Annotated in this window: 24 protein-coding genes; 14 read left to right on the top strand and 10 right to left on the bottom strand. The window is 68.8% G+C overall.

Annotated features, from left to right (window positions below; translation table 11 throughout):
* The first annotated feature begins 135 nt into the window (after window positions 1-135).
* Window positions 136-438, top strand: coding sequence for a co-chaperone GroES (gene groES, locus AWB92_RS08495; protein WP_007167930.1), 303 nt, complete (start codon window positions 136-138; stop codon window positions 436-438).
* Between the two features lie 77 nt (window positions 439-515).
* The gene (gene groL / locus AWB92_RS08490; protein ID WP_085184930.1) at window positions 516-2,135 is read left to right on the top strand and encodes a chaperonin GroEL; all 1,620 of its coding nucleotides are present in this window, start codon (window positions 516-518) and stop codon (window positions 2,133-2,135) included.
* A 66-nt stretch (window positions 2,136-2,201) separates the two neighbouring features.
* Here the strand turns inward: groL and AWB92_RS08485 are convergent, their stop codons facing one another.
* Window positions 2,202-2,606: a hypothetical protein gene (locus AWB92_RS08485; RefSeq protein ID WP_085184929.1), complete on the bottom strand. Its 405-nt coding sequence runs from the start codon at window positions 2,604-2,606 to the stop codon at window positions 2,202-2,204.
* Between the two features lie 124 nt (window positions 2,607-2,730).
* Here AWB92_RS08485 and AWB92_RS08480 point away from each other — a divergent pair, with 124 nt between their 5' ends.
* The 3 genes from AWB92_RS08480 to AWB92_RS08470 all read left to right on the top strand — a co-directional run bounded on the left by AWB92_RS08480 (window position 2,731) and on the right by AWB92_RS08470 (window position 5,219).
* Window positions 2,731-3,282 (top strand): TetR/AcrR family transcriptional regulator C-terminal ligand-binding domain-containing protein, encoded by a 552-nt coding sequence (locus AWB92_RS08480; RefSeq protein WP_085184928.1) that lies wholly within the window; start codon window positions 2,731-2,733, stop codon window positions 3,280-3,282.
* A gap of 122 nt (window positions 3,283-3,404) precedes the next feature.
* Window positions 3,405-4,505 carry a ferritin-like domain-containing protein gene (locus AWB92_RS08475; protein ID WP_085184927.1) on the top strand — a complete coding sequence of 367 codons (1,101 nt, stop codon included), beginning with the start codon at window positions 3,405-3,407 and terminating at the stop codon, window positions 4,503-4,505.
* Between the two features lie 48 nt (window positions 4,506-4,553).
* Window positions 4,554-5,219 (top strand): nitroreductase, encoded by a 666-nt coding sequence (locus tag AWB92_RS08470; protein WP_085184926.1) that lies wholly within the window; start codon window positions 4,554-4,556, stop codon window positions 5,217-5,219.
* A gap of 7 nt (window positions 5,220-5,226) precedes the next feature.
* Here the strand turns inward: AWB92_RS08470 and AWB92_RS08465 are convergent, their stop codons facing one another.
* The gene (locus AWB92_RS08465; protein WP_085184925.1) at window positions 5,227-5,955 is read right to left on the bottom strand and encodes a superoxide dismutase family protein; all 729 of its coding nucleotides are present in this window, start codon (window positions 5,953-5,955) and stop codon (window positions 5,227-5,229) included.
* 133 nt (window positions 5,956-6,088) lie between these two features.
* Here AWB92_RS08465 and AWB92_RS08460 point away from each other — a divergent pair, with 133 nt between their 5' ends.
* Window positions 6,089-6,340, top strand: a complete 252-nt coding sequence (locus tag AWB92_RS08460; RefSeq protein WP_142282002.1) for a hypothetical protein — start codon at window positions 6,089-6,091, stop codon at window positions 6,338-6,340.
* Between the two features lie 4 nt (window positions 6,341-6,344).
* Here AWB92_RS08460 and AWB92_RS08455 read toward each other — a convergent pair whose 3' ends face one another.
* Together AWB92_RS08455 and AWB92_RS08450 are read right to left on the bottom strand one after the other, a co-directional pair.
* Complete coding sequence (locus tag AWB92_RS08455; protein ID WP_085184923.1) at window positions 6,345-6,830, bottom strand: hemerythrin domain-containing protein; 486 nt, start codon at window positions 6,828-6,830, stop codon at window positions 6,345-6,347.
* On the bottom strand, window positions 6,827-7,612 hold the full coding sequence (locus AWB92_RS08450) for a Rieske 2Fe-2S domain-containing protein (RefSeq protein WP_085184953.1): 786 nt from the start codon (window positions 7,610-7,612) through the stop codon (window positions 6,827-6,829). Before AWB92_RS08450 ends, AWB92_RS08455 begins: the two co-directional genes overlap by 4 nt.
* A 325-nt stretch (window positions 7,613-7,937) precedes the next feature.
* Between AWB92_RS08450 and AWB92_RS08445 the strand changes: the two genes are divergently transcribed.
* On the top strand, window positions 7,938-8,219 hold the full coding sequence (locus AWB92_RS08445) for a hypothetical protein (protein WP_085184922.1): 282 nt from the start codon (window positions 7,938-7,940) through the stop codon (window positions 8,217-8,219).
* Here AWB92_RS08445 and AWB92_RS08440 read toward each other — a convergent pair.
* Entirely contained in the window at window positions 8,216-8,524 is a 309-nt protein-coding gene (locus tag AWB92_RS08440; RefSeq protein ID WP_067009583.1) for a WhiB family transcriptional regulator, read from the bottom strand. The genes AWB92_RS08445 and AWB92_RS08440 overlap by 4 nt on opposite strands.
* Window positions 8,525-8,889: 365 nt before the next feature.
* On the opposite strand from AWB92_RS08440, the gene AWB92_RS08435 reads away from it, so the two are divergent.
* The 3 genes from AWB92_RS08435 to AWB92_RS08425 all read left to right on the top strand — a co-directional run bounded on the left by AWB92_RS08435 (window position 8,890) and on the right by AWB92_RS08425 (window position 11,098).
* The gene (locus AWB92_RS08435; RefSeq protein WP_085184921.1) at window positions 8,890-9,690 is read left to right on the top strand and encodes a hypothetical protein; all 801 of its coding nucleotides are present in this window, start codon (window positions 8,890-8,892) and stop codon (window positions 9,688-9,690) included.
* 81 nt (window positions 9,691-9,771) lie between these two features.
* Window positions 9,772-10,347 (top strand): sigma-70 family RNA polymerase sigma factor, encoded by a 576-nt coding sequence (locus tag AWB92_RS08430; RefSeq protein WP_085184920.1) that lies wholly within the window; start codon window positions 9,772-9,774, stop codon window positions 10,345-10,347.
* Window positions 10,340-11,098 carry an anti-sigma-D factor RsdA gene (locus tag AWB92_RS08425; RefSeq protein WP_085184919.1) on the top strand — a complete coding sequence of 253 codons (759 nt, stop codon included), beginning with the start codon at window positions 10,340-10,342 and terminating at the stop codon, window positions 11,096-11,098. Before AWB92_RS08430 ends, AWB92_RS08425 begins: the two co-directional genes overlap by 8 nt.
* Window position 11,099: 1 nt before the next feature.
* Here the strand turns inward: AWB92_RS08425 and AWB92_RS08420 are convergent, their stop codons facing one another.
* Window positions 11,100-11,510, bottom strand: a complete 411-nt coding sequence (locus tag AWB92_RS08420; protein ID WP_066933952.1) for a DUF5319 domain-containing protein — start codon at window positions 11,508-11,510, stop codon at window positions 11,100-11,102.
* A 140-nt stretch (window positions 11,511-11,650) separates the two neighbouring features.
* Here AWB92_RS08420 and guaB point away from each other — a divergent pair, with 140 nt between their 5' ends.
* From guaB to AWB92_RS08405, 3 genes are all read left to right on the top strand, one after another.
* Window positions 11,651-13,264, top strand: coding sequence for an IMP dehydrogenase (gene guaB, locus AWB92_RS08415; protein ID WP_085184918.1), 1,614 nt, complete (start codon window positions 11,651-11,653; stop codon window positions 13,262-13,264).
* A 14-nt stretch (window positions 13,265-13,278) separates the two neighbouring features.
* Window positions 13,279-14,406 (top strand): GuaB3 family IMP dehydrogenase-related protein, encoded by a 1,128-nt coding sequence (locus AWB92_RS08410; protein WP_085184952.1) that lies wholly within the window; start codon window positions 13,279-13,281, stop codon window positions 14,404-14,406.
* A gap of 63 nt (window positions 14,407-14,469) precedes the next feature.
* Window positions 14,470-16,206: a GMC family oxidoreductase gene (locus AWB92_RS08405; RefSeq protein WP_085184917.1), complete on the top strand. Its 1,737-nt coding sequence runs from the start codon at window positions 14,470-14,472 to the stop codon at window positions 16,204-16,206.
* Window positions 16,207-16,215: 9 nt separating this feature from the next.
* On the opposite strand, the gene AWB92_RS08400 is transcribed toward AWB92_RS08405, so the two are convergent.
* Window positions 16,216-17,133: a TauD/TfdA family dioxygenase gene (locus AWB92_RS08400; RefSeq protein ID WP_085184916.1), complete on the bottom strand. Its 918-nt coding sequence runs from the start codon at window positions 17,131-17,133 to the stop codon at window positions 16,216-16,218.
* A 62-nt stretch (window positions 17,134-17,195) separates the two neighbouring features.
* Between AWB92_RS08400 and AWB92_RS08395 the strand changes: the two genes are divergently transcribed.
* Window positions 17,196-17,765, top strand: a complete 570-nt coding sequence (locus tag AWB92_RS08395) for a TetR/AcrR family transcriptional regulator (protein WP_085184915.1) — start codon at window positions 17,196-17,198, stop codon at window positions 17,763-17,765.
* Here the strand turns inward: AWB92_RS08395 and AWB92_RS08390 are convergent.
* From AWB92_RS08390 to AWB92_RS08380, 3 genes are all read right to left on the bottom strand, one after another.
* Window positions 17,759-20,125: a glycoside hydrolase family 65 protein gene (locus AWB92_RS08390; protein ID WP_085184914.1), complete on the bottom strand. Its 2,367-nt coding sequence runs from the start codon at window positions 20,123-20,125 to the stop codon at window positions 17,759-17,761. The genes AWB92_RS08395 and AWB92_RS08390 overlap by 7 nt on opposite strands.
* Before the next feature lie 13 nt (window positions 20,126-20,138).
* Complete coding sequence (locus AWB92_RS08385) at window positions 20,139-20,912, bottom strand: beta-phosphoglucomutase family hydrolase (RefSeq protein ID WP_173817383.1); 774 nt, start codon at window positions 20,910-20,912, stop codon at window positions 20,139-20,141.
* Between the two features lie 68 nt (window positions 20,913-20,980).
* The gene (locus AWB92_RS08380) at window positions 20,981-21,592 is read right to left on the bottom strand and encodes a TetR/AcrR family transcriptional regulator (RefSeq protein ID WP_085184912.1); all 612 of its coding nucleotides are present in this window, start codon (window positions 21,590-21,592) and stop codon (window positions 20,981-20,983) included.
* Window positions 21,593-21,651 lie beyond the last annotated feature (59 nt).

The raw sequence follows: 21,651 nt of genomic DNA, 5'->3' as shown, positions 1-21,651 counted from the left end.
GCGACGACGGCGCGAGGGCACGGATGGATGCTGGGTCAACTGATAATCCGGCCGGGGCGAATGCCCCGGACCCGGATCTAACACATGTCCGGGGCGAAGGCTCCGGCCCGATCTAACTAGTGGAGGGCTCCAATCGTGGCGAAGGTGAACATCAAGCCACTCGAGGACAAGATTCTCGTGCAGGCCAACGAGGCCGAGACCACGACCGCGTCCGGTCTGGTCATTCCTGACACCGCCAAGGAGAAGCCGCAGGAAGGCACCGTCGTCGCAGTCGGCCCGGGCCGGTGGGACGAGGACGGCGAGAAGCGGATCCCGCTGGACGTCTCGGAGGGTGACACCGTCATCTACAGCAAGTACGGCGGCACCGAGATCAAGTACAACGGCGAGGAGTACCTGATCCTGTCCGCGCGCGACGTGCTGGCTGTCGTATCCAAGTAAGGACCGTGTTCCGCCCCGGCGATCCCCGCGCACCCCGCGGGTGATTTCCGGGGCGGCATGCGTTGTGAAGGAGCCTGATGAGCAAAGTTATTGAGTACGACGAAACCGCGCGCCGCGCCATGGAGGCCGGCGTGAACAAGCTCGCCGACGCCGTCCGGGTGACGCTGGGCCCGCGCGGCCGGCACGTGGTGCTGGCCAAGGCCTTCGGCGGGCCCGCAGTCACCAACGACGGCGTCACCGTCGCGCGCGAGATCGACCTCGAGGACCCGTTCGAGAACCTGGGCGCCCAGCTGGTGAAGTCGGTGGCCACCAAGACCAACGACGTCGCGGGCGACGGCACCACCACCGCGACCGTGCTGGCGCAGGCGCTGGTCAAGGACGGGCTGCGCATGGTCGCCGCCGGCGCCAACCCGATCGCGCTGGGCGTCGGGATCGGCAAGGCCGGCGACGCGGTGTCCGAGGCGCTGCTGGCCGAGGCCACCCCGGTCTCCGGCAAGGAGGGGATCGCGCAGGTGGCGACCGTGTCGTCGCGCGACCCGCACATCGGTGAGCTGGTCGGCGAGGCGATGACCAAAGTCGGCGCCGACGGCGTCGTCAGCGTCGAGGAATCCTCCACCCTGAACACCGAGCTGGAGTTCACCGAGGGCGTCGGCTTCGACAAGGGCTTCCTGTCGGCGTATTTCGTCACCGACTTCGACTCACAGGAGGCCGTGCTCGACGACCCGCTGATCCTGCTGCACCAGGAGAAGATCAGCTCGCTGCCCGACCTGCTGCCGATGCTGGAGAAGGTCGCCGAATCGGGCAAGCCGCTGCTGATCGTCGCCGAGGACGTCGAGGGCGAGGCCCTGGCGACGCTGGTGGTCAACTCGATCCGCAAGACGCTGAAGGCCGTTGCGGTCAAGGCGCCATTCTTCGGTGACCGCCGCAAGGCGTTCCTCGAGGACCTGGCGGTGGTCACGGGCGGGCAGGTGATCAACCCCGACGCCGGCCTGCTGCTGCGCGAGGTCGGCGCCGAGGTGCTGGGCTCGGCCCGCCGCGTGGTCGTCAGCAAGGACGACACGATCATCGTCGAGGGCGGCGGCTCCAAGGAGGCGGTCGCCAACCGCGTCAAGCAGCTGCGCGCTGAGATCGAGAAGAGCGACTCCGACTGGGATCGCGAGAAGCTGCAGGAGCGGCTGGCCAAGCTGGCCGGCGGCGTGGCCGTCATCAAGGTCGGTGCCGCCACCGAGACGGCGCTCAAGGAGCGCAAGGAAAGCGTCGAGGACGCCGTCGCGGCCGCCAAGGCCGCCGTCGAGGAGGGCATCGTCGCGGGCGGCGGAACGGCGCTTATCCACGCCCGAAAGGCGTTGCAGGAGCTGCGCGCAACGCTCAGCGGCGACGAGGCGCTCGGCGTCGACGTGTTCTCCACGGCGCTGGCGGCGCCCCTGTACTGGATCGCCACCAACGCCGGGCTGGACGGCTCGGTCGCCGTGAACAAGGTCAGCGAGTTGCCCGTCGGGCAGGGCCTGAACGCCGAGACGCTGGAATACGGCGACCTGCTCGGCGCCGGCGTGATCGACCCGGTCAAGGTGACCCGGTCGGCCGTCGTCAACGCGGCGTCGGTGGCCCGGATGGTGCTCACCACCGAGACCGCGGTGGTCGAGAAGCCCGCCGAGGAGGAAGACCACGGCCACGGCCACGGCCATCACCACCACTAGAAACACCCGGTAACGAACCACCCCCGGTCAATCGGCCGGGGGTGTTTTCGTCCGGTGCGATCCCGTTCATGCCGATAGCAGCGCCGGTTCGCGGCGCTCGGGGCTGGTCTGGCGGGCCGAGTCGGCTATGGCGATGACGGCCGTTCGGGGCGGGGCAAGGTGTTCGCGCTGGCCTCGGTAGTTCTCGAGGTACCGATCGATCTGATCCTGGCGCAGCGGGGTCGAAAAGATGCTGACAGGGCTTGTGGCCTCGGCCAACACGCCCGACCGGGCTAATTTGTGAGATGCCGCCCGGAAAGCGGTGACGGAACCGGCTAGGCAGACGATCAAACCACTGCCGAAGATCGCGGCAAGTCCGCTGCCGGTCGCCAGGGCCGCAACGAACAACCCGAGCGAGGCGAACGCCATGAGAAGCAGCAGATAACCCACGGCCGACGCGGTTCCTGAGGTAATGCGAGACGAGACGTTCATAGCTTCTCCTTTCAAAGGCATCCGACACATTTCGATACGATACGCGTAGCGTAGCGATCGCTACGTATAGCGTAGCGTACGAGTGGACACGTTTATTCCCGAGGGGCTGACCGGAGGACATGCAATGGGGCCGCAGCGCCGCGTCGATGAAGCCATCGCGGAGTCGACGCTGCATCTGTTGCGAACCGGCGGCCCGCGCGCCGTCACTGTCGAGGCGGTTGCCGGCCACTCCAGAATTGCGAAGACAACGATCTACCGGCGACACCCCAATCGGCGGGACATGTTGTCGAGCGCTCTGTCGAAGCTGGCGGCTCCGGCGCCGCTGGACCCTCGGAAAGACGCGGCCGATCAGCTACGGTGGCTGATCGATCACGCGGTCGAGGCCGTCGAGAGCGGCATTGGACTCGGCGGTCTTGCAGCACTGCTGACCGAGGATGACCCCGAATTCACGACGGCGTTCCGACAGCTTCTCGTCGAACAACGGGCCAAACTGACGGCCGTTGTCGACAACGCCAAAGCCAAGGGGGCCATGCGCGCCGACATTGAAACCGCGACGCTCATTGACGCGATCGTTGGCGCATACATTGCCGAGCAGGCGCGTACGGGGCAGGTTGCCGACGGGTGGCGGGAGCGGCTCTTCCGATTATTCTGGCCAGCCGTGCGCCCAATACGGTAGGTGTCTGAGCGGTGGGCCGCCGGCGACGCTCAGCGCGTCAGGGTTGACGAGCTGCCATCCGCGGTGCAGTGTGATACTCGTCATATGACCACTGGTCATACCTGGCGGAGAGGCGAGAAGTCATGACCACGAGGGACAAGTACACGGCCGTCCCCGAGCCCTACTCGTGGGCGGTCCCCAGTGCCGGCGATGCGCGCTTCACCTGGGAGTACGACGAGGGCCGCGCCCGGCTCCTCTCCCTGTATCAAAAGGGAAAGGACAAGCAGTGGGATGCCCAGTCGCGCATCGACTGGGCGCAAGACGTCGACCCGATGAACCCGGTCGGGTTGCCCGACGAGTTCCATCCGCTGTTCGGCAGTCCGGTGTGGGAGGCGGCGGACGAATCGCGTCGCGCCGAGATGCGCCGGCACTCCCAGGCCTGGCAGTTCTCCCAGTTCCTGCACGGCGAGCAGGGGGCAATGGTGTGCGCGGCCAAGATCGTCGAGGTGGTCCCGGACTTGGACGCGAAGTTCTACGCGGCCACCCAGACCATGGACGAGGCCCGGCACGTGGAGGCGTTCTCGCGGTTCCTGCAGGAGAAGGTCGGTCTGGTCTATCCGATCAACAAGAACCTGACCCAATTGCTGGACGACACCCTGCGCGACTCGCGTTGGGACATGCCGTATCTCGGCATGCAGGTCCTCATCGAAGGGCTCGCACTCGCCGCCTTCGGGACGCTGCGCGACTTGGCGCCGCCGGACTCGTTGGCCAAGCAGTTGCTGGCCTACGTCATGCAGGACGAGGCCCGACACGTGGCCTTCGGCCGAATCTCGTTGAAGGACTATTACTCCGCGCTCACCGAGGCCGAGCGCGACGAGCGTGAAGAGTTCGTCGTGGACGCCTGCTACCTGATGCGCGACCGGTTCCGCGGCGAGGAGGTTTTCGAAACCCTCGGCCTCGACGCCAAAGCTTGTGCCGAGTGGGTCGACACGTCGCCGCTGATGGTGCAGTTCCGCTCCCACCTGTTCAGCCGGATCGTGCCGATCGTCAAGGACATCGGGTTGTGGGGCGACAAGGTGCAGAAGGCCTTCACGGAGATGGGCGTCCTCGACCTAGCATGCTCCAACATCGAGGCGCTGATGAAGGCCGATGAGGATCAGGCCGAGGCGCTGGACAAGGCGCACGCCGAGATGGCCGACCGGGCGCTCGAAGTGGACGAGGTGATCGCGGCGGGCGCGAGCTGACCCAAGGGCCCCTATGGTTGGCAACGGAGCCGACCAGGGGGAGCGACCGTGGACGTATACGAGGCAGTCACCACCCGACGAGCCGTGCGCGGATTCACCGACGAGCCGGTGTCGAGGGAGGTGCTGGAGCGGGTGCTGTCCGCGGCGGCGTGGTCGCCGTCTGGATCGAACCTCCAGTCGTGGAACTCCTACGTGGTGACCGGTGCGCTGCTGGCCGAGCTCAAGAAACGCGCCGGTGAACGCGTGGCCGCTCGCGACCCCTGGGACGAGCGGGAGTACGAGATGTACCCCGACGACCTGAAGTCCCCCTACCGCGAACGCCGATCCGCCTTCGGCCACGAGCGCTACAGCGCGCTCGGCATTGAGCGCGAGGACTGGGAGGCCCGTCAGCGGGCCGCCTCGGCGAACTGGGAGTGCTTCGGCGCGCCCGCCGCCCTGTTCTGCTACATCGACCGCGACCTCGGCCGGCCCCAATGGGCCGACGTCGGCATGTACCTGCAGACCGTCATGCTGCTGCTGCGCGCCGAAGGACTGCACAGCTGCCCGCAGATGGCGTGGTCGGTGTATCGCAAGACCGTCGCGGAGATCGTTTCGCCCCCGGATGGGCTAATCCTGTTCTGCGGCATGTCAATCGGGTACGAGGACCCGGCGGTCGGCTACGTGCGCACCGGTCGCGCGCCGCTCGACGACACGGTGACGTTCGTCCACGGCTAGCCTCGCGTCAGCGCGGAGGAAGGCTGGGCGGGGTCGTCCAGGTGTAGCTCGGCGTGGTGGTCGGGGTGCTGGTGACCGTGACGGTGCTCGTGCTGGTGCTCGTGCTGGCGGACGGCGGGGGCACGGCAGTCGTGACCGTGGTGACGGTCGTGGTCTCCGTGGTCGACGACGTCGTCGTCGCGGCCGCCGCGGTGATCACGCCGCAGGCCAGGCGCTTACCGGAATCACCGCTGGACGTGCCGCTGAGGTTGTCGGCGGCCTGGTGGATGACCAGCGCGGTGCCCGAGCTGTTTCTCAGGTCCGCGGCGGTGAAGGAGTTGGTGGTGGTGACGAGTTTCGCCGAGCCGTCGGAGCGCACCTGCAGCGCGGTCAGGTCGCCGCTGGCCGGGTAGCCGCTGTGCCCCGGCGCCTGATAGACGCTGCCGGCGGAGCTGAAGTCCCCGCCCTCGCACTTGCCAACGGCGTGGATTTGCAGCCCGTGGAAGCCCTGGGTAAGGACCTGATTCGGGCCCGCCTCGACCGTCACCGTGGCGTAGCCGCTCGTGAAGTCGATGGTGGCGGTGGCGACCTGCGTGCCGTCGGCGCTCTTCAACTGCGTGGTCATCCGCTCGGCGCCCGCCGCCGCGCTCGAGGACGGTGACGTGGTGGACTGGTTACCGCCCTGGTTTGCGCATGCGCCCAATGGCGCGATGGTCGCGGTGAGTGCCGCGACCGCAAAGGCCATTTCCCGTTTCATGGGCTGGGCCTACCCCGATGAGCCAATATCAAACCGCCGAACAAAGATATGAGAGGTATATGAGCCGGGCCGTGGCCGGTGCTTCGCACCCGCGTCATGTGCGAGCGTGGGTCGGGTGGTCTCCGAACCGCAGTTGACAGAAGCGCTCCGGCAGGCGTCGAGCTACCTGTGGATAGCCGACGTGGCGGGCAAGAGGAATCTGCCCATGATCCAGTCGCTTTACAGCTTCGCGGCCCGGCAGATGGTCGCCTACACCGAAGACGGCGAAGAGTGGCACCTGCGGGCCGCCACCGCCGCCGCACACGACGCCACCCGGATGCACGACCTGCTTACCGGCCGCGTTCCGCGCACGCCGGGCGCGCTGGGCGCGCCGACGAACCTCTGAGCGGTTATCCTCCCAGCGCGCTGAGTAGGGCCTTGCGCCCGCGGACGCGGAGCCGGTGGATGCTCGATCGACGCAATTCGGCGATGCGCTCGATCATCCGGTTTCCCAGCGCCTCGAGCATATCCTCGCTCAAATCGATTGAGGCCGGGCACAAGTCGCGCTCTTCCTCGCTGGCGTGGGCGTCCAGCACGGTGACGAACGAGCGCCACTCGTCCTCATATTCCGGCGCGCTCGGCGCCGTGCGCAGCAGCACCGTGAGCTGATCCCAGACCTGGCGGTGTTCGGCATGGGCGATCGCGACGAGCTCGGTTGCCGCCGACACCGCCGGATAGAACAGGTCGTCCTCGATGCGCATGTGGATGTCGAGCTCGACCAGCAACTCGTCGAGGGCACGTTGCCGTTCTTCGGTGTCCGGCGTTATCGCGGTGATCTTCTCGCAAAGCCCGCGCAGGACCTTGTGGTGCTCGAAAAGCACGTCGTAGGCATTCATTTCGCCGTCCCCCGGACCTCGACGAGCCCGTCACGGATGCGCGCTGGGTAGCTCGGCAGCGCCGCCGTCGCGGGCCCGCGCAGCACCTCCCCGGATTCGCACGCGAACCTCGAACCGTGCCACGGGCAGACGATGCGGTCGCGGTCGATCCAGCCGTCGCCCATCGGGGCGCCCAGGTGCGGGCAGCGCTCGCCGACGGCCAGCACCCGGCCGTCGCTGCGGTAGAGCACCACGCCGACGCCGTTGACGTCGACGCGCTGCGGCTGGCCGTCCAGGGCGGCCGCCGGCAGCACCGGCGTCCAGTGGTCCCCGGCCAGGCGGTCACCGGAGCGATCGACGCCGGTCGCCTCCCCGTACACCAGCGTCCCACCCAGATAGCCGCTACCGAGGGTGAGGCCGTAACCCAAAGCGCTGCTTGCCATTCCGCGCAGTTGACGGCCCCGGCGCCGGTCCCACCACGACGCCGCGTACAGCCCCGTCGCGACCGCGTTGAGCACGCCGTGCACCAGGCCGATGCGGCGCGACTGCTCGTGGGTGTGCTGCCAGTCCGTCACGCCGGTGGCGGCCGCGCCGAGCCTGCCGACGATTCCGACGCCCAGCGCGAACCGCGACGCGTCGCGGTAGGTGCGACCGGGAAGCAGGCCGGCCGCATCCATCGCGACCGTCGTCGTCACCGCCCCGGTCGGCACCGACGTCAGCGCCGGATGCAGCGGATGGCCGAGCCAGGTGCCGTGCAGCGCGTTGCCGACCCGATCCCGATGCCGGCCCATGGCCGCGAACAGGAAGGTCAGCGCGTGCTCGAGGCGGTAGCTCGGCCGATCCAACCACCGCTGTCGTCCAAGTGTGGTTCGGATCTGATCAAAAGAATTGTGTGACCGTTCAGCCACGGCACTCCTCCTGTGGAGTGGGTGAACCGACGCGGCGCAGCGGGTCTCGACGACGTGCCGATCGGACCACGGCCGGCCTGCGGCGCGCGGCCCACCTCTAGGACACGTACGGCGGCCGCGAATTGTTCACCCGGCAAATTCGGCGGGCCAAGGAACTGTCCAGAATTCGCCAAGCCCCGCACGGCACGCTCGGGACCAAGAGCGAGGCAGGAGGAAAGAAATGACGACTACGGAGCTACCGTCCGCGCAGGCCAAGTCGGAGGCGCGCTACTCGGTGATGATGGGCATCGCCGGCCTTCTCCTGCACGCCCACTGCGGCCTCGGCATCGTTCTTTCGCTCGTCGGCGCGGCGATGGGCTTCGTCGCGCTGGACCGCGCCAACCGCGACAGCCAGCCTCGGGGATCGGCCATCGCCGGCGCCGTGCTGGGATGCGCGGGGATAGCCTCGTGGCTCGCGGTGATGATCGTGTCCGGCGGCCTGTTGGGCGCCGGGGTGCACTAGGCGGAGCGGCGGATCCCGCGGTTGCGGCCGATGTCGCCCTTCAGCAGCATGTCGCGCTCGGATTCCGACAGGCCGCCCCAAACTCCGTACGGCTCACCAACTTCCAGCGCGTGGGACCGGCACTCCTGGATCACCGGGCACCGCCGGCACATCTCCTTGGCGCGCTGCTCGCGCTGCATGCGGGCGCGGCCGCGCTCGCCGTCGGGGTGGAAGAACATCGACGAGTCAACGCCGCGGCACAGGCCTTGCAGTTGCCAGTTCCAGATGTCGGCGTTGGGGCCAGGTAGCTGCTCCGGCTGTGGCATTGGATCGTTCCCTCTCTGCACGGCACGCCCAGAAGTTCAGGTTCGCGAAGCGTCGGACAAGCGATTGTGCAACCGATTTTCGAGTGGGGTCACCGCTGACTACCCGTCGAAGTAGAACTTAGGGTGGGCGGCGAATTTCCGTCAATAGCCACTTAGGTCGCCAAAATATGTAAGCGTTGTAAGAGAATTAACTCGCCGTTCATGTGCCACGCTTTTGTTGACCAAAGACCGTGCTACCAGGCGCTTGACCGGACCGTGATTTCCCAGCTCAGCGCGCAAGACAGTGGGGGGAGCAATTAGTACGCAGCTCATGGCGATTAACAGCTCGGTAACAAGAACAGCACGAAGTGTTTACTACTATCACTGTGATTGAAACTGGTCACACTTCGGTGATTAAGAGCACACTGGCCGCCGCCGCCTTCGGGGACCAACCCGGAACCTGGCCGCTGCCGGCGGCGGGCACGCCGCAGCAACTGTGGTGGCGGGCCGTCGCGGCGGGCGGGCAGGGCCGCTATGGCAGCGCCTACCACGACCTGGCGGAGCTGCGACGCACCGGCGGCCGGTGGACGTCGCTGGCGCACAGCACGCACGGCTCGTTCCTGCGCCAGCTCGGCTGGCATGAACTGGCGCGGGGCTGGGACGGCCGCGCGCTCGCGTTGGCCGGGGCGGACGCGGAGGCGCGCGCCGATGCGCTGATCGGGCTGGCGGCCGACGCGCTGGGCATCGGCCGGTTCGCCGCCGCGGCAACGTTGTTGGGCCGCGTGTACCTGGGTGCGGTCCCGGACCGGCTCCCGGTGCGCCGGGGATGGGTGGCCGCTGAGTTGGCGATGGCCTCCGGGGAAGGTGCGTCGGCCGTGCGTCACGCCGAGGAGGCCGTGCGGCTGGCGGAGGCGATGGTCGTTTCGTCGGTGCGGCACCGGGTGAAGAGCGACGTGGTGCTCGCCGCCGCGCTGTGCAGCGCCGGCCGCGTCGAGCGCGCCCGCGCGGTCGCCGAGGCGGCGCTGGACGCCACCGGCCGGTCCAACCTGATCCCGCTTCGATGGGCGCTGGCTTGCTTGCTGATCGACATCGAAAGTGTCACGTTTTCAACACAAAAGCTGCGTGAAATTCGCGATATCTGCGCAGGCCAGGTGCGGCGCGCCGGGGGCGCGTGGCGTTCCGCTTGAAACGGCCTTCGGCCCGTTATTGTCATTGCGTTAGTTAGCCCGCGATGTGTCCCGTTCGTAACGTTGGAGCAACCGCCGTCGATGACAATTCAAGGGGAACGTCTCGACGCTGTGGTCGCGGAGGCCGTGGCGGGGGACCGAAACGCCCTACGGGAGGTGCTGGAGACCATCCGTCCGATCGTCGTCCGATATTGCCGCGCGCGAGTCGGCACGGTCGCGCGGGGTGGTCTGAGCGCCGACGACGTGGCTCAGGAGGTGTGCTTGGCCACCATCACGGCGCTGCCGCGCTATCGCGAGCGGGGACGCCCGTTCCTGGCCTTCCTGTACGGCATCGCGGCCCACAAGGTCGCCGACGCGCACCGGGCCGCCGGTCGTGACCTCGCCTACCCCGCCGAGACCATTCCCGAACGCTGGTCGACCGACGCGGGCCCGGAGCAGCGGGCCATCGAGGCCGACTCGGTCAGCCGAATGAACGAGCTGCTCGAGATCCTGCCGTCCAAGCAGCGCGAGATCCTGATCCTGCGGGTGGTCGTCGGCCTGTCCGCCGAGGAGACCGCCGCCGCCGTCGGCAGCACGACGGGAGCGGTCCGCGTGGCCCAGCACCGGGCGCTGTCCCGGCTCAAGTCCGAAATCGTCGCGGCGGGTGACTATGCCTGAATCCCTGGATGAATTCGCCAGCACCGACTTGCTTCTCGACGCGTTGGCCGAGCGCCGGCCGGTCGATCTCGACGATCCCAACGATGACGCGCTGGCCGTCCTGCTGGCCGACTGGCGAGACGACCTGCGCTGGCCGCCGGCCAGCGCGCTGGTTTCGCCGGAAGAGGCCGTCGGGGCGCTGCACGCCGGGCTGGCCGAGCGGCGGCGTGCCCGCCGCGGTCTCGCCGCGATCGGATCGGTGGCCGCCACGCTGCTGGTGCTGAGCGGGTTCGGGGCCATGGTGGTCGAGGCCCGCCCCGGCGACACGCTGTACGGCCTGCACGCGATGTTCTTCGACCAGCCGCGCGTCAAGGACAGCCAGATCGAGCTGTCGGCCAAGGCCGAACTGGCCAAGGTTCAGCAAATGATCGACCAGGGCCAGTGGACCCAAGCGCAGAATCAGCTGGCCGAGGTCAGCAGCACGGTGCAATCCATGAACGACGGGGCCAGCCGCAACGACCTGTTGGACGAGGTGAACCTGCTCAACACCCGGGTCGAATCGCGCAACCCGAACGCGACGCTGCCGCCGGCCGCGCCGAAGCCCAAGGCGCCGGCCGCTTCGTCCACTTCGCCGGCCGCGCCGACTACGACCCCACCGAGCCCATCAGCAAGTTCGACGACGAGCCCCACAACGAGCCCGTCGTCCGGGCGGCATCGGCATCACGGGCACTCGTCCACGCCGCCATCAGCGGCGCCGGACGACACGCCCTAGCTCAGCGGCGGTGAAACCCGTCCGCGTCTGACGTCGCTTCATTCAGCGAGGCGTCGGCGTATCCCCGGCAGTAATCCCACGTGACATAGGAGTCGGGTTCGGGGTCGTAGGCGGGCTCATGCGGGCGGACGGTGCCGTCGATGAGCAGCTGCAACAGGTTGGCCCGCAACATGTCCCAGTCGTGGTAGTGGTCCTGCTGACATTCGTCGCAGCACACCACGAGTCCGCGAATTCCCTTGTGCGCCAGCAGAGCCTCGTACACGGCCAGATCGGCCAGGTCCGCCTCGACCGCCATCCGCTCTTGCTGATCCAGGGGTTGCCCCGGCTCGACGGCTTCGAGCGCAGCCGACGGATCGCAGGGGTCGTCGGCGAACGGGTCGGGTGGCAAACCCGGTGGGAGGTGGTCACGCACGCCTCTAGACTACGCAGGCGGGCCGTCATCGCGCCAGCAGGGAGACGCGCGCCGCGTGGCGCCCGGGCAAGCGGGTCCGCTGTCCGTGCGAGCCGATAGGATGGGCTTCTCACTCCGCGCGCGTATGGAGGGCCCCACCGATGTCCCGTGGCATGTCCCATTTGGAAGACAGCTCCGACCTGGTTGCCAGCCCGTACCTGCGCGACCCCCACCTCCCCGGACTGGCCGACGACCCGCTGCCGACCGGGGGCGACAACCCGTACAAAATCGCGATGCTCGGATTGACGTTCGACGACGTGTTGCTGCTGCCCGCGGCCTCCGATGTTGTCCCGGCCACCGCCGACACCTCCAGCCAGCTCACCAGGAAGATCAGGCTGAAGGTGCCGCTGGTCAGCTCGGCGATGGACACCGTCACCGAGTCGCGGATGGCGATCGCTATGGCCCGGGCTGGCGGCATGGGCGTGCTGCACCGCAACCTGCCGGTCGCCGAGCAGGCCGGCCAGGTCGAGATGGTGAAGCGCTCCGAGGCCGGCATGGTCACCGATCCGGTCACCTGCCGCCCCGACAACACGCTGGCTCAGGTCGACGCGCTGTGCGCCCGGTTCCGGATCTCGGGTTTGCCCGTCGTCGACGACGACGGCGCGCTGGTCGGCATCATCACCAACCGCGACATGCGCTTCGAGGTGGACCAGACCAAGAAGGTCGCCGAGGTGATGACCAAGGCCCCGCTGATCACCGCGCAGGAGGGCGTCAGCGCCGACGCGGCGCTGGGGTTGTTGCGCCGCAACAAGATCGAGAAGCTTCCGGTCGTCGACGGGCACGGCCGGCTGACCGGGCTGATCACCGTCAAGGACTTCGTCAAGACCGAACAGCACCCGCTGGCCACCAAGGACAGCGACGGGCGGCTGCTGGTCGGCGCCGCCGTCGGCGTCGGCGGTGACGCCTGGGTCCGCGCGATGATGCTGGTCGACGCCGGCGTCGACGTGCTGATCGTGGACACCGCGCACGCACACAACCGGCTGGTGCTCGACATGGTCGGCAAACTCAAGGCCGAGGTCGGCGAGCGCGTCGAGATCATCGGCGGCAACGTGGCCACCCGGGCCGCGGCCGCCGCGCTCGTCGACGCCGGGGCCGACGCGGTCAAGGTCGGGGTGGGCCCCGGTTCGATCTGCACGACGCGGGTGGTGGCCGGCGTCGGCGCACCGCAGATCACCGCAATCTTGGAAGCCGTCGCGGCGTGCCGCCCGGCCGGTGTGCCGGTCATTGCCGACGGGGGACTGCAGTACTCCGGCGACATCGCCAAGGCGCTGGCCGCCGGCGCGTCGACGGCCATGCTCGGCTCGCTGCTGGCCGGCACGGCCGAGGCGCCCGGCGAACTGATCTTCGTCAACGGCAAGCAGTTCAAGAGCTACCGGGGCATGGGATCGCTCGGTGCCATGGCGGGCCGGGGCTCCGGCGGGTCGGGCGGCGGCAAGTCCTACTCCAAGGACCGCTACTTCGCCGACGACGCGCTCTCCGAGGACAAGCTGGTGCCCGAGGGCATCGAGGGCCGGGTACCGTTCCGCGGACCGCTGTCGTCGGTGATCCACCAGCTCACCGGCGGCCTGCGCGCCGCGATGGGCTACACCGGCTCGCCCACCATCGAGGTGCTGCAGCAGGCGCAGTTCGTCCGGATCACGGCGGCCGGGCTGCGCGAGAGCCACCCCCACGATGTCGCCATGACGGTCGAAGCGCCCAACTATTTCGCCCGGTGAACAGCGAACTGGCAATGGTCGAGATCGGCATGGGCCGCGTCGCCCGTCGCACGTATGAACTGAGCGAGATCAGCATCGTGCCGTCGCGGCGCACCCGCTCGTCGAAGGACGTGTCGACGGCGTGGCAGCTGGACGCCTACCGCTTCGAGATCCCGGTAATCGCCCATCCCACCGACGCTTTGGTGTCGCCGGAGTTCGCGATCGAGCTGGGCCGGCTCGGCGGGCTGGGCGTGCTCAACGGCGAGGGGCTGATCGGCCGGCACGCCGACGTCGAGGCCAAGATCGCGCAACTGCTTGAGGCCGCCGAAAAGGAGCCCGAACCCTCGGCGGCAATCCGGCTGCTGCAGGAACTGCACGCGGCGCCGCTGGACCCGGACCTGCTGGGTTCGGCCGTGGCGCGCATCCGCGAGGCGGGGGTGATCACCGCGGTGCGGGTCAGCCCGCAAAATGCCCAGGCGCTGACGCCGGTGCTGCTGCAGGCGGGGATCGACCTGCTGGTCATCCAGGGCACGATCGTGTCCGCCGAGCGGGTGGCTAGCGATGGCGAGCCGCTGAACCTGAAGACCTTCATCTCCGAGCTCGACGTGCCGGTGGTCGCCGGCGGGGTGCTCGACCATCGCACCGCGCTGCACCTGATGCGCACCGGCGCCGCCGGCGTCATCGTCGGCTACGGCTCTACCCGGGGCGTGACGACCAGCGACGAGGTGCTGGGCATCAGCGTGCCGATGGCCACCGCGATCGCCGACGCGGCCGCCGCGCGCCGCGAATACCTCGACGAGACCGGCGGCCGGTACGTGCACGTGCTGGCCGACGGCGACATCCACACCTCTGGCGAGCTGGCCAAGGCCATCGCGTGTGGCGCCGATGCGGTGGTGCTGGGCACGCCGCTGGCCGAGGCGGCCGAGGCGCTCGGGGGTGGTTGGTTCTGGCCGGCCGCCGCGGCGCACCCGTCGCTGCCGCGCGGGGCGTTGCTGCAGATCGCGGTGGGCGAGCGGCCGCCGCTGGAGCGGGTGCTGAGCGGGCCGTCGGACGACCCGTTCGGCAGCCTGAACCTGGTCGGCGGCCTGCGCCGGTCGATGGCCAAGGCCGGTTACTGCGACCTCAAGGAGTTCCAGAAGGTCGGCCTGACCGTCGGCGGCTGAGGCCAGCGCCGGGTGCTCGAAGCCCCCTGGTTTGTTACCGGCCGGTACGGCCATACTGGTGCAATGAAGCCGGATTACGACGTCCTGATCATCGGGTCGGGGTTTGGGGGCAGCGTCAGCGCGTTGCGGCTGACGGAAAAGGGCTACCGGGTGGGCGTGCTGGAGGCCGGCCGCCGGTTCTCGGACCAGGAGTTTGCCGAGACCTCCTGGGACCTGCGCAAGTTCTTGTGGGCGCCCAGGCTGGGTTGCTACGGCATCCAGCGGATCCACCCGCTGCGCAACGTGATGATCCTGGCCGGCGCCGGGGTGGGCGGCGGTTCGCTCAACTACGCCAACACCCTGTACGTGCCGCCGGAGCCCTTCTTCAAAGACCGGCAGTGGGCGCACATCACCGACTGGCGCGACGAGTTGATGCCGCACTACGAGCAGGCCCAACGGATGCTGGGCGTGGTGGAGAACCCGACGTTCACCGACGCCGACCGCCTGATGAAGGAGGTCGCCGACGAGATGGGGTGTGGTGACACGTTCGTGCCGACCCCGGTCGGGGTGTTCTTCGGCCCGAACGGCACCAAGGCGCCCGGTAAGACCGTGCCGGACCCGTACTTCGGGGGCGCCGGGCCGGACCGGACCGGCTGCCTGGAATGCGGCTGCTGCATGACCGGCTGCCGCTACGGCGCCAAGAACACGCTGGTGAAGAACTACCTCGGCCTCGCGGAAGCCAATGGCGCGCAAGTCATCCCGATGACCACGGTGAAGGGCTTCGAGCAGCGTCCCGACGGCCTGTGGGAGGTCCGAACGGTACGCACCGGAAGTTGGCTGCGCCGCGACCGGCGCACCTACACCGCCTCGCACCTGATCCTGGCAGCGGGCACCTGGGGGACGCAGCACCTGCTGTTCAAGATGCGCGATCGGGGGAAGCTGCCTCGTCTGTCGGGACGCCTCGGCGTGCTGACCCGCACCAACTCCGAGTCCATCGTCGGCGCCGCGACGCTGGAGGTGAAGCCCGATCTGGACCTCACGCACGGGGTGGCGATCACGTCGTCGATCCACCCGACGTCGGACACGCACGTCGAGCCCGTCCGCTACGGCAAGGGCTCCAACGCGATGGGGCTGCTGCAGACACTGATGACCGACGGGCACGGACCGGGCGGCACCGATACGCCGCGCTGGAAGCAGCTGCTGGACCAGGGCCGCGAGGACCCGCGCGGAATCCTGCGGATGATCAACGTGCGGCAGTGGAGCGAACGCACGGTGATCGCGCTGGTGATGCAGCACTTGGACAACTCGATCACCACGTTCACCAAGCGCGGCAAGCTCGGAATCCGTTGGTATTCCAGCAAACAGGGGCACGGCGAGCCCAACCCCTCGTGGATCCCGGTCGGCAACGAGGTCACCCGCCGCATCGCCGCCAAGATCGACGGCGTGGCCGGCGGCACGTGGGGCGAGCTGTTCAACATCCCGCTGACGGCGCACTTCCTCGGCGGCGCGGTGATCGGCGATGGTCCCGAAAGCGGCGTCATCGACCCGTATCACCGGGTCTACGGGTATCCCACCCTGTTCGTGGTGGACGGCGCGGCGATCTCGGCGAACCTGGGTGTCAACCCGTCGCTGTCGATCACCGCCCAAGCCGAGCGGGCCGCGTCGCTGTGGCCGAACAAGGGCGAGAACGACCTGCGGCCGCCGCAGGGCGACGCCTACCGCAGGCTGTCCCCGATTCCGCCCGTGCACCCGGTGGTGCCAGCGCACGCGCCGGGCGCGTTGCGCTGGCTACCGAGCAACCCCGTGAGCACCGCAGGCTGACCCCTCAAATCAGCTCGCAATCTCGGCGGGCGTGGTGGCATCGAGCAGGGCCCCGCTGACGACCCGGCTGCGTTCGCCGTGCACGTTGACGGGCACATCGCCCATCAGCGTGACCCGGTGCATCAGCCGATGCTGGTTGTCGTAGTCGTCGATGGCACGGTGTTGCGTGGCCCGGTTGTCCCAGATGGCGACGTCGCCGTAGCTCCAAGTCCAGCGAATGGTGTTCTCGGGCGCGGTGATTCGCCGTTGCAGCAGCTCGTGCAGCACCGTCGATTCGTAGCTGTCCAGCCCGACGAACCCGCGAACGAAGTCGCCCAGCACCAGCGTGCGCTCACCGGTCTCGGGGTGCACGCGCACAACCGGGTGCTCGGTCCGGAAATCGGGCTTGTCGAACGCCTGCCGAAACGCGCGCTGCGCCTCGGTCATCGCCTCGTTCGATTCCGGGGTCACGTAGTCGTAGCGGTTGGTGTGCAGCGCCCACAAGTTCTCGACCAGTGATTTGAGCGGCTCGGGCAGTTCGTCGTAGGCAGCCGCGGTGGAGGCCCACAGCGTCGAGCCGCCGTAGCTGGGCAGCGTGACCGCGCGCAGGATCGAGGCCGCGGGGTAGTTCGCGGCGAACGTCACGTCGGTGTGCCAGCGCGTCGCCTTGCCGTACTCGGAGTTGATGGGCGTGATGGTCGGCGCGTCCTTGCCCGCGAGGAAGGCGGCCGCGGGGTGGCCGATCGGGGTGCCCAGCAGCCGCGCGAACTCGAGCTGTTGCTCGTCGTCGAGGTGATCCTGCCCGCGGAAGAAGATCACCTTGTGGGTCAGGAGGGCCCCGCGAATCTGGTCGACGGTGGCCTGGTCGAGGTCGCCGCCCAGCTTCACCCCGTCGACTCGGGCGCCGATCCGGCTGCCCAGCTTGGTGACGGTCACTGGCTGTGTCATTTCAATCGTCCTTTTTGCCGTAACTCGGTAGTAGTCACTTGACTAACGTGTAGTGTAGTCACGTGACTAACAGTTCCGCAAGGGTTGAGCGCCGCGAGAGTCCTACCGGTAGGGAAGAAGTGGTGGCGGCGATCCTGGAGGCGGCCACCGACCTGTTCGCCGAGCGCGGTCCCGCGGCCACGTCGATCCGCGACATCGCCGCACGTTCGAAGGTCAACCACGGCCTGGTGTTTCGGTACTTCGGCGCCAAGGAACAGTTGGTGGGCGCCGTGCTCGATCACCTAGGCGCGACGACGACCGCGTTGCTGGAGGCCGACCCCTCCTCCCCTGAGGCCGAGCGGGCGCTGGACCGCCACATGCGGGTGATGGCCCGCACGTTGCTCGACGGCTACCCCGCGGGCAAGTTGCAGTCGCGGTTTCCGGGCGCCGCCCTGTTGTTCGACCGGTTCCGCCCGACCCACCAGGACGACCGCAGCGCCCGCCTGGCCGTCGCCAATGGCTTTGCGCTGCAATTGGGTTGGCGGCTGTTCGCGCCCTTCCTGCGCTCGGCCACCGGTCTGGACGAGCTGACCGACGACGAAATACGCGAGGCGGTGCAGGCCGAGGTGGCCCGCATCGTCGAGCCTCACTGAGTCCGGGCCAGCGCGCGCCGGTGCATCGGCTCGCGGCCCGGCGGCTGCTGGGGCGTCGGAAGGAGCGGCTTGCGGATGTGCACCGCCACGGTCGTCGGCGCATCGGTGTGCAGGGTGAGCTGCTCGCCGGCGTGTCGGATGTCCAGGTCGTGGTCGGGCCCGTCGTGCACGGTGTAGGTCACATCGGAGTGGTTGACGTCGACGGTCAGCCGGAAGTCGCGCCAGCGCAGCCGGAACCGTAGCCGCGAAATGCCGTCGGGCAGTAGGGGATCCAGCGATAGGACGCCCTCGTCGTCGCGCAGGCCGCCGAACCCGACGACCAGGGTCATCCAGGCCCCGGCCAACGACGCCATGTGCAACCCGTCGCGGGTGTTGTGGTGCAGATCGCGCAGGTCGATCAGGGCGGCCTCGTAGGCATAGTCGTGGGCCAGCTCCAGATGGCCCACCTCGGCACACATCACGGCCTGGGAGCAGGCCGACAGCGACGAGTCGCGCACCATGCGCCGCTCGTAGTAGTCGACGTTGCGCGCCTTCTGTTCGGGCGTGAACGCGTGGCTCTGCCACTGCATCGCCAGCACGAGGTCGGCCTGCTTGATCACCTGCGCGGGGTAGAGCCGCACGTACGCCTCGTGCAACAGCAGGGGATAGGTGGTGTTCTTTTCGAAGTCCCATTCGGCGAAGGTGGTGAAGCCCTCGCACTGCTGATGGACGCCGAGCTCCGCGTCATAGGGAATGTTGACGGCACCGGCGGCGTCGCGCCACGCGGCCGCTTCCTCGTTGGTGACCTCCAGCGCCTCCGCCTCCTCGGGGTGGCGGTTGCACGCGTCGGCGGCCGTGATCAGGTTGTGCGCCGCCATCAGGTTGGTGAAGACGTTGTCGCGCACGACCGCCGTGTACTCGTCCGGACCGGTGACGCCGTCGAGGTGCCACACGCCGTGCCGGTCGTGGTGCCCGAGCGACATCCACAGCCGGGCCGTCTCGACCAGCACCCGCAGCCCGCACTCCCGCTCCAGCTCCTGGTCGCCGGTGACGATGCGGTACCGCTCGAAGGCCATGGCGATGTCGGCGTTGATGTGCCAGGCCGCCGTCCCGGCCGGCCAGTAGGCCGAGCACTCCTGCCCGCGGATGGTTCGCCAGGGGAAGCTGGCGCCGTCGAGGCCGAGCTCGGCCGCGCGCTCCTTGGCGAGGTCGAGCGTCGACGCCCGCCACCGCAGCGCGTCGGCGACGGTGTGCGGCGCGGTGTAGCTCAGCACGGGCAGCACGTAACCCTCTGTGTCCCAAAAGGCGTGGCCGTCGTAGCCGGTTCCGGTGAGCCCCTTGGCGGCGATGGCGCGGCGCTCGGCGCGCGCGCTCGCCTGCAGCAGGTGAAACATCCCAAACCGGACGGCCTGTTGGGATTCGGGGTCGCCCTCCACCTCGACGTCGGCGTTCTGCCAGAAGTCGTCGAGGTAGGACCGCTGCGCGTCCAGCAGTCCCTGCCAGCCGCTGTAGCGGGCGCTGTGGATCGCGGCGGCGGCCTGGTCGCGCAGCGCCGGGCGGGAGCGCATGCTCGACCAGCCATACGCCAGGTATTTCACGATGCGCAGCTTCTGGCCCGGGCGCAGCCCGCAGATCACCGTGGTGCGCGCCAGGTCGGGACGGGCGTCGGTGCTGAATTCGACGCGGCCTGGAACATCGATCTCGTGGTCCATCGCGGCGGCCATCATCAGCGCACTGGCCCGGGTCCGGTGCATGAGAAGCGCTCCGGTTTCGGTGTTTTCATGGTCGACGGCTTCGAGCGGGTTCTCCAGGATCGCCGACACCCGCGGGTCGTCGGAGGTCTCGGGCTGGTCCTCGTTGGTGACCAGCTCGGACTGCACCGTGACCCGCACGAATTCCTCGACCGCTTCGACGACGTACTCGATGGCCGCGACCCCGCGCTGGGCCAGCGAGACCAGCCGGGTGGACACGACCCGGACCTGCTTGCCGTTGGGCGAGCGCCAGTGCGCGCGGCGGGTCAGCGTCCCGGCGCGCAGGTCGAGCACCCGCTCGTGGGAGAGCAGCTCGCCGTAGCGCACGTCGAACGGCTCGTCCTCGACCAACAGCCGGATGATCTTGCCGTTCGTGACGTCGACGAGCGTCTGGCCCGCCTCCGGGTAGCCGAAGCCGGCCTCGGCGTACGGCAGGGGCCGGATCTCGTAGAAGGAGTTGAGGTAGGTGCCTGGCAGGCCGTGTGGCTCGCCCTCGTCGAGGTTGCCGCGCAGCCCGATGTGCCCATTGGACAGGGCGAACAGCGATTCGGACTGCGCCAGCAGGTTCAGGTCGAGCCGGGTCTCGCGGATCTGCCACGGTTCGACGGGGTAGCACTCCTCAGTGATCATCGGGGATCATGCCTCACAGCAGGTCCGCGAGATCGGTGACCACCACGTCGGCGCCGTTGCGGCGCAGGTCCTCGGCCTGGCCCACCCGGTCGACACCCACCACGTAGCCGAAGTGACCGGCCCGGCCGGCCTGCACGCCGGACAGCGCGTCCTCGAAGACGGCCGCGGCGTCCGCGGGGACATCGAGCAGCTCCGCGCCGCGCAGGTAGGAGTCGGGGGCCGGCTTGCCGGCGATGTGCTCGTCGCGCAGCGTGACGCCGTCCACCCGCTTCTGGACGAACCGGTCGAGGCCGGTGATCTCGAGGACGTCGCGGGTGTTGGCACTCGAGGACACCACGGCGATGCCGAGGCCGGCGGCCGAGACCGCCTCCAGGTAGCGGCGCGATCCCTCGAACACCTCCACGCCGTCGTCGCGCAGGACCTTCTGGAACATGTCGTTCTTGCGGTTGCCCAGGCCGTATATCGTCTCGGCGTCGCCCGGGTCGTCCGGATCGCCGTCCGGCAGCTCGATTCCCCTGCTCTCGAGGAACGACCGGACGCCGTCCTCGCGCTTCTTGCCGTCCACGTACTTTCGGTAGTCGGCGGCCGCGTCGAAGGGGACGAAATCTTCCCCCGTTCGCTTGGCCCGCTCGGCCAGGTAGGCGTCGAACATGGCCTTCCAGGCCTTGGTGTGAACGCTCGCGGTATCGGTGAGCACCCCGTCGAGGTCGAACAGGCAGGCGCGCACCTTCTCCGGCAGACCCAGCACGGGTGACCTCACTCTCGGGTATCGAGTCGGGCGACTAATTGGTGCGATACCCACTCCACCATGCCGAGATGCCTGCCGCCAGGGATCGCGGCCTTTGCCCCGCCGGTTTACGCGTCGTTCAGCAGGCCGCGCTCGATGAGGTCGAACACCTGGGTCCGTGCGAAACGGACGGCCGCGGGGGTTTGAGGGAGCGGTCCGTCGAGCAGCAGGCAGGCCAGCCCGTGCACCGCCGACCAGGCGGCGATTTCGGCCCCCGGCCGGCGGCGCGCGTCTAGCAGGCCGGCGGCCTGGGCCTCGTCGAGCACCTGGCCGAGGACCCCGAATGGGTCGGCGGTCGTGTCGGTTGCCCCGGGGGACGTCGCGGGGTGCGAGGTGAACGCGGTGCGAAACAATCCCGGTTCGGACATGGCGAAGTCGACGTAGGCGGTGCCGACCGCGCGCAGCCTCTTGCGCGGGTCGTTGGTGCGACTGACGCGCCGGCGCATCTGCGCGGCCAGCTCGTCGCGCGCGTAGCTCGACACCTCGGCCAGCAGCGCCTCACGGTCGGCGAAGTGGCGGTAGGCGGCCGAGTGCGACACCCCGGCGGCGCGGGCCGCCTCGCGCAGGATCACCCGGTCGGGCCCGCCCTCGCGGGCCAGCGCGATGCTCGCCTCGACCAGGGCCGAGTGCAACGCACCGTGGTGGTAGCCCCTTTTGGCAGGGGGGCCGACGGAATTCATGCCATCACGATCTCACGCCGGCTGGAATGTTGACAACGGTCACATCACCGGCGCATACT

Origin of the sequence: Mycobacterium sp. IEC1808, from assembly GCF_002101935.1 — a bacterium.
GTDB lineage: Bacteria > Actinomycetota > Actinomycetes > Mycobacteriales > Mycobacteriaceae > Mycobacterium.
The sequence above is the reverse complement of the archived record's forward strand: the minus strand, read 5'-3'. Positions and strand labels throughout refer to the sequence as shown.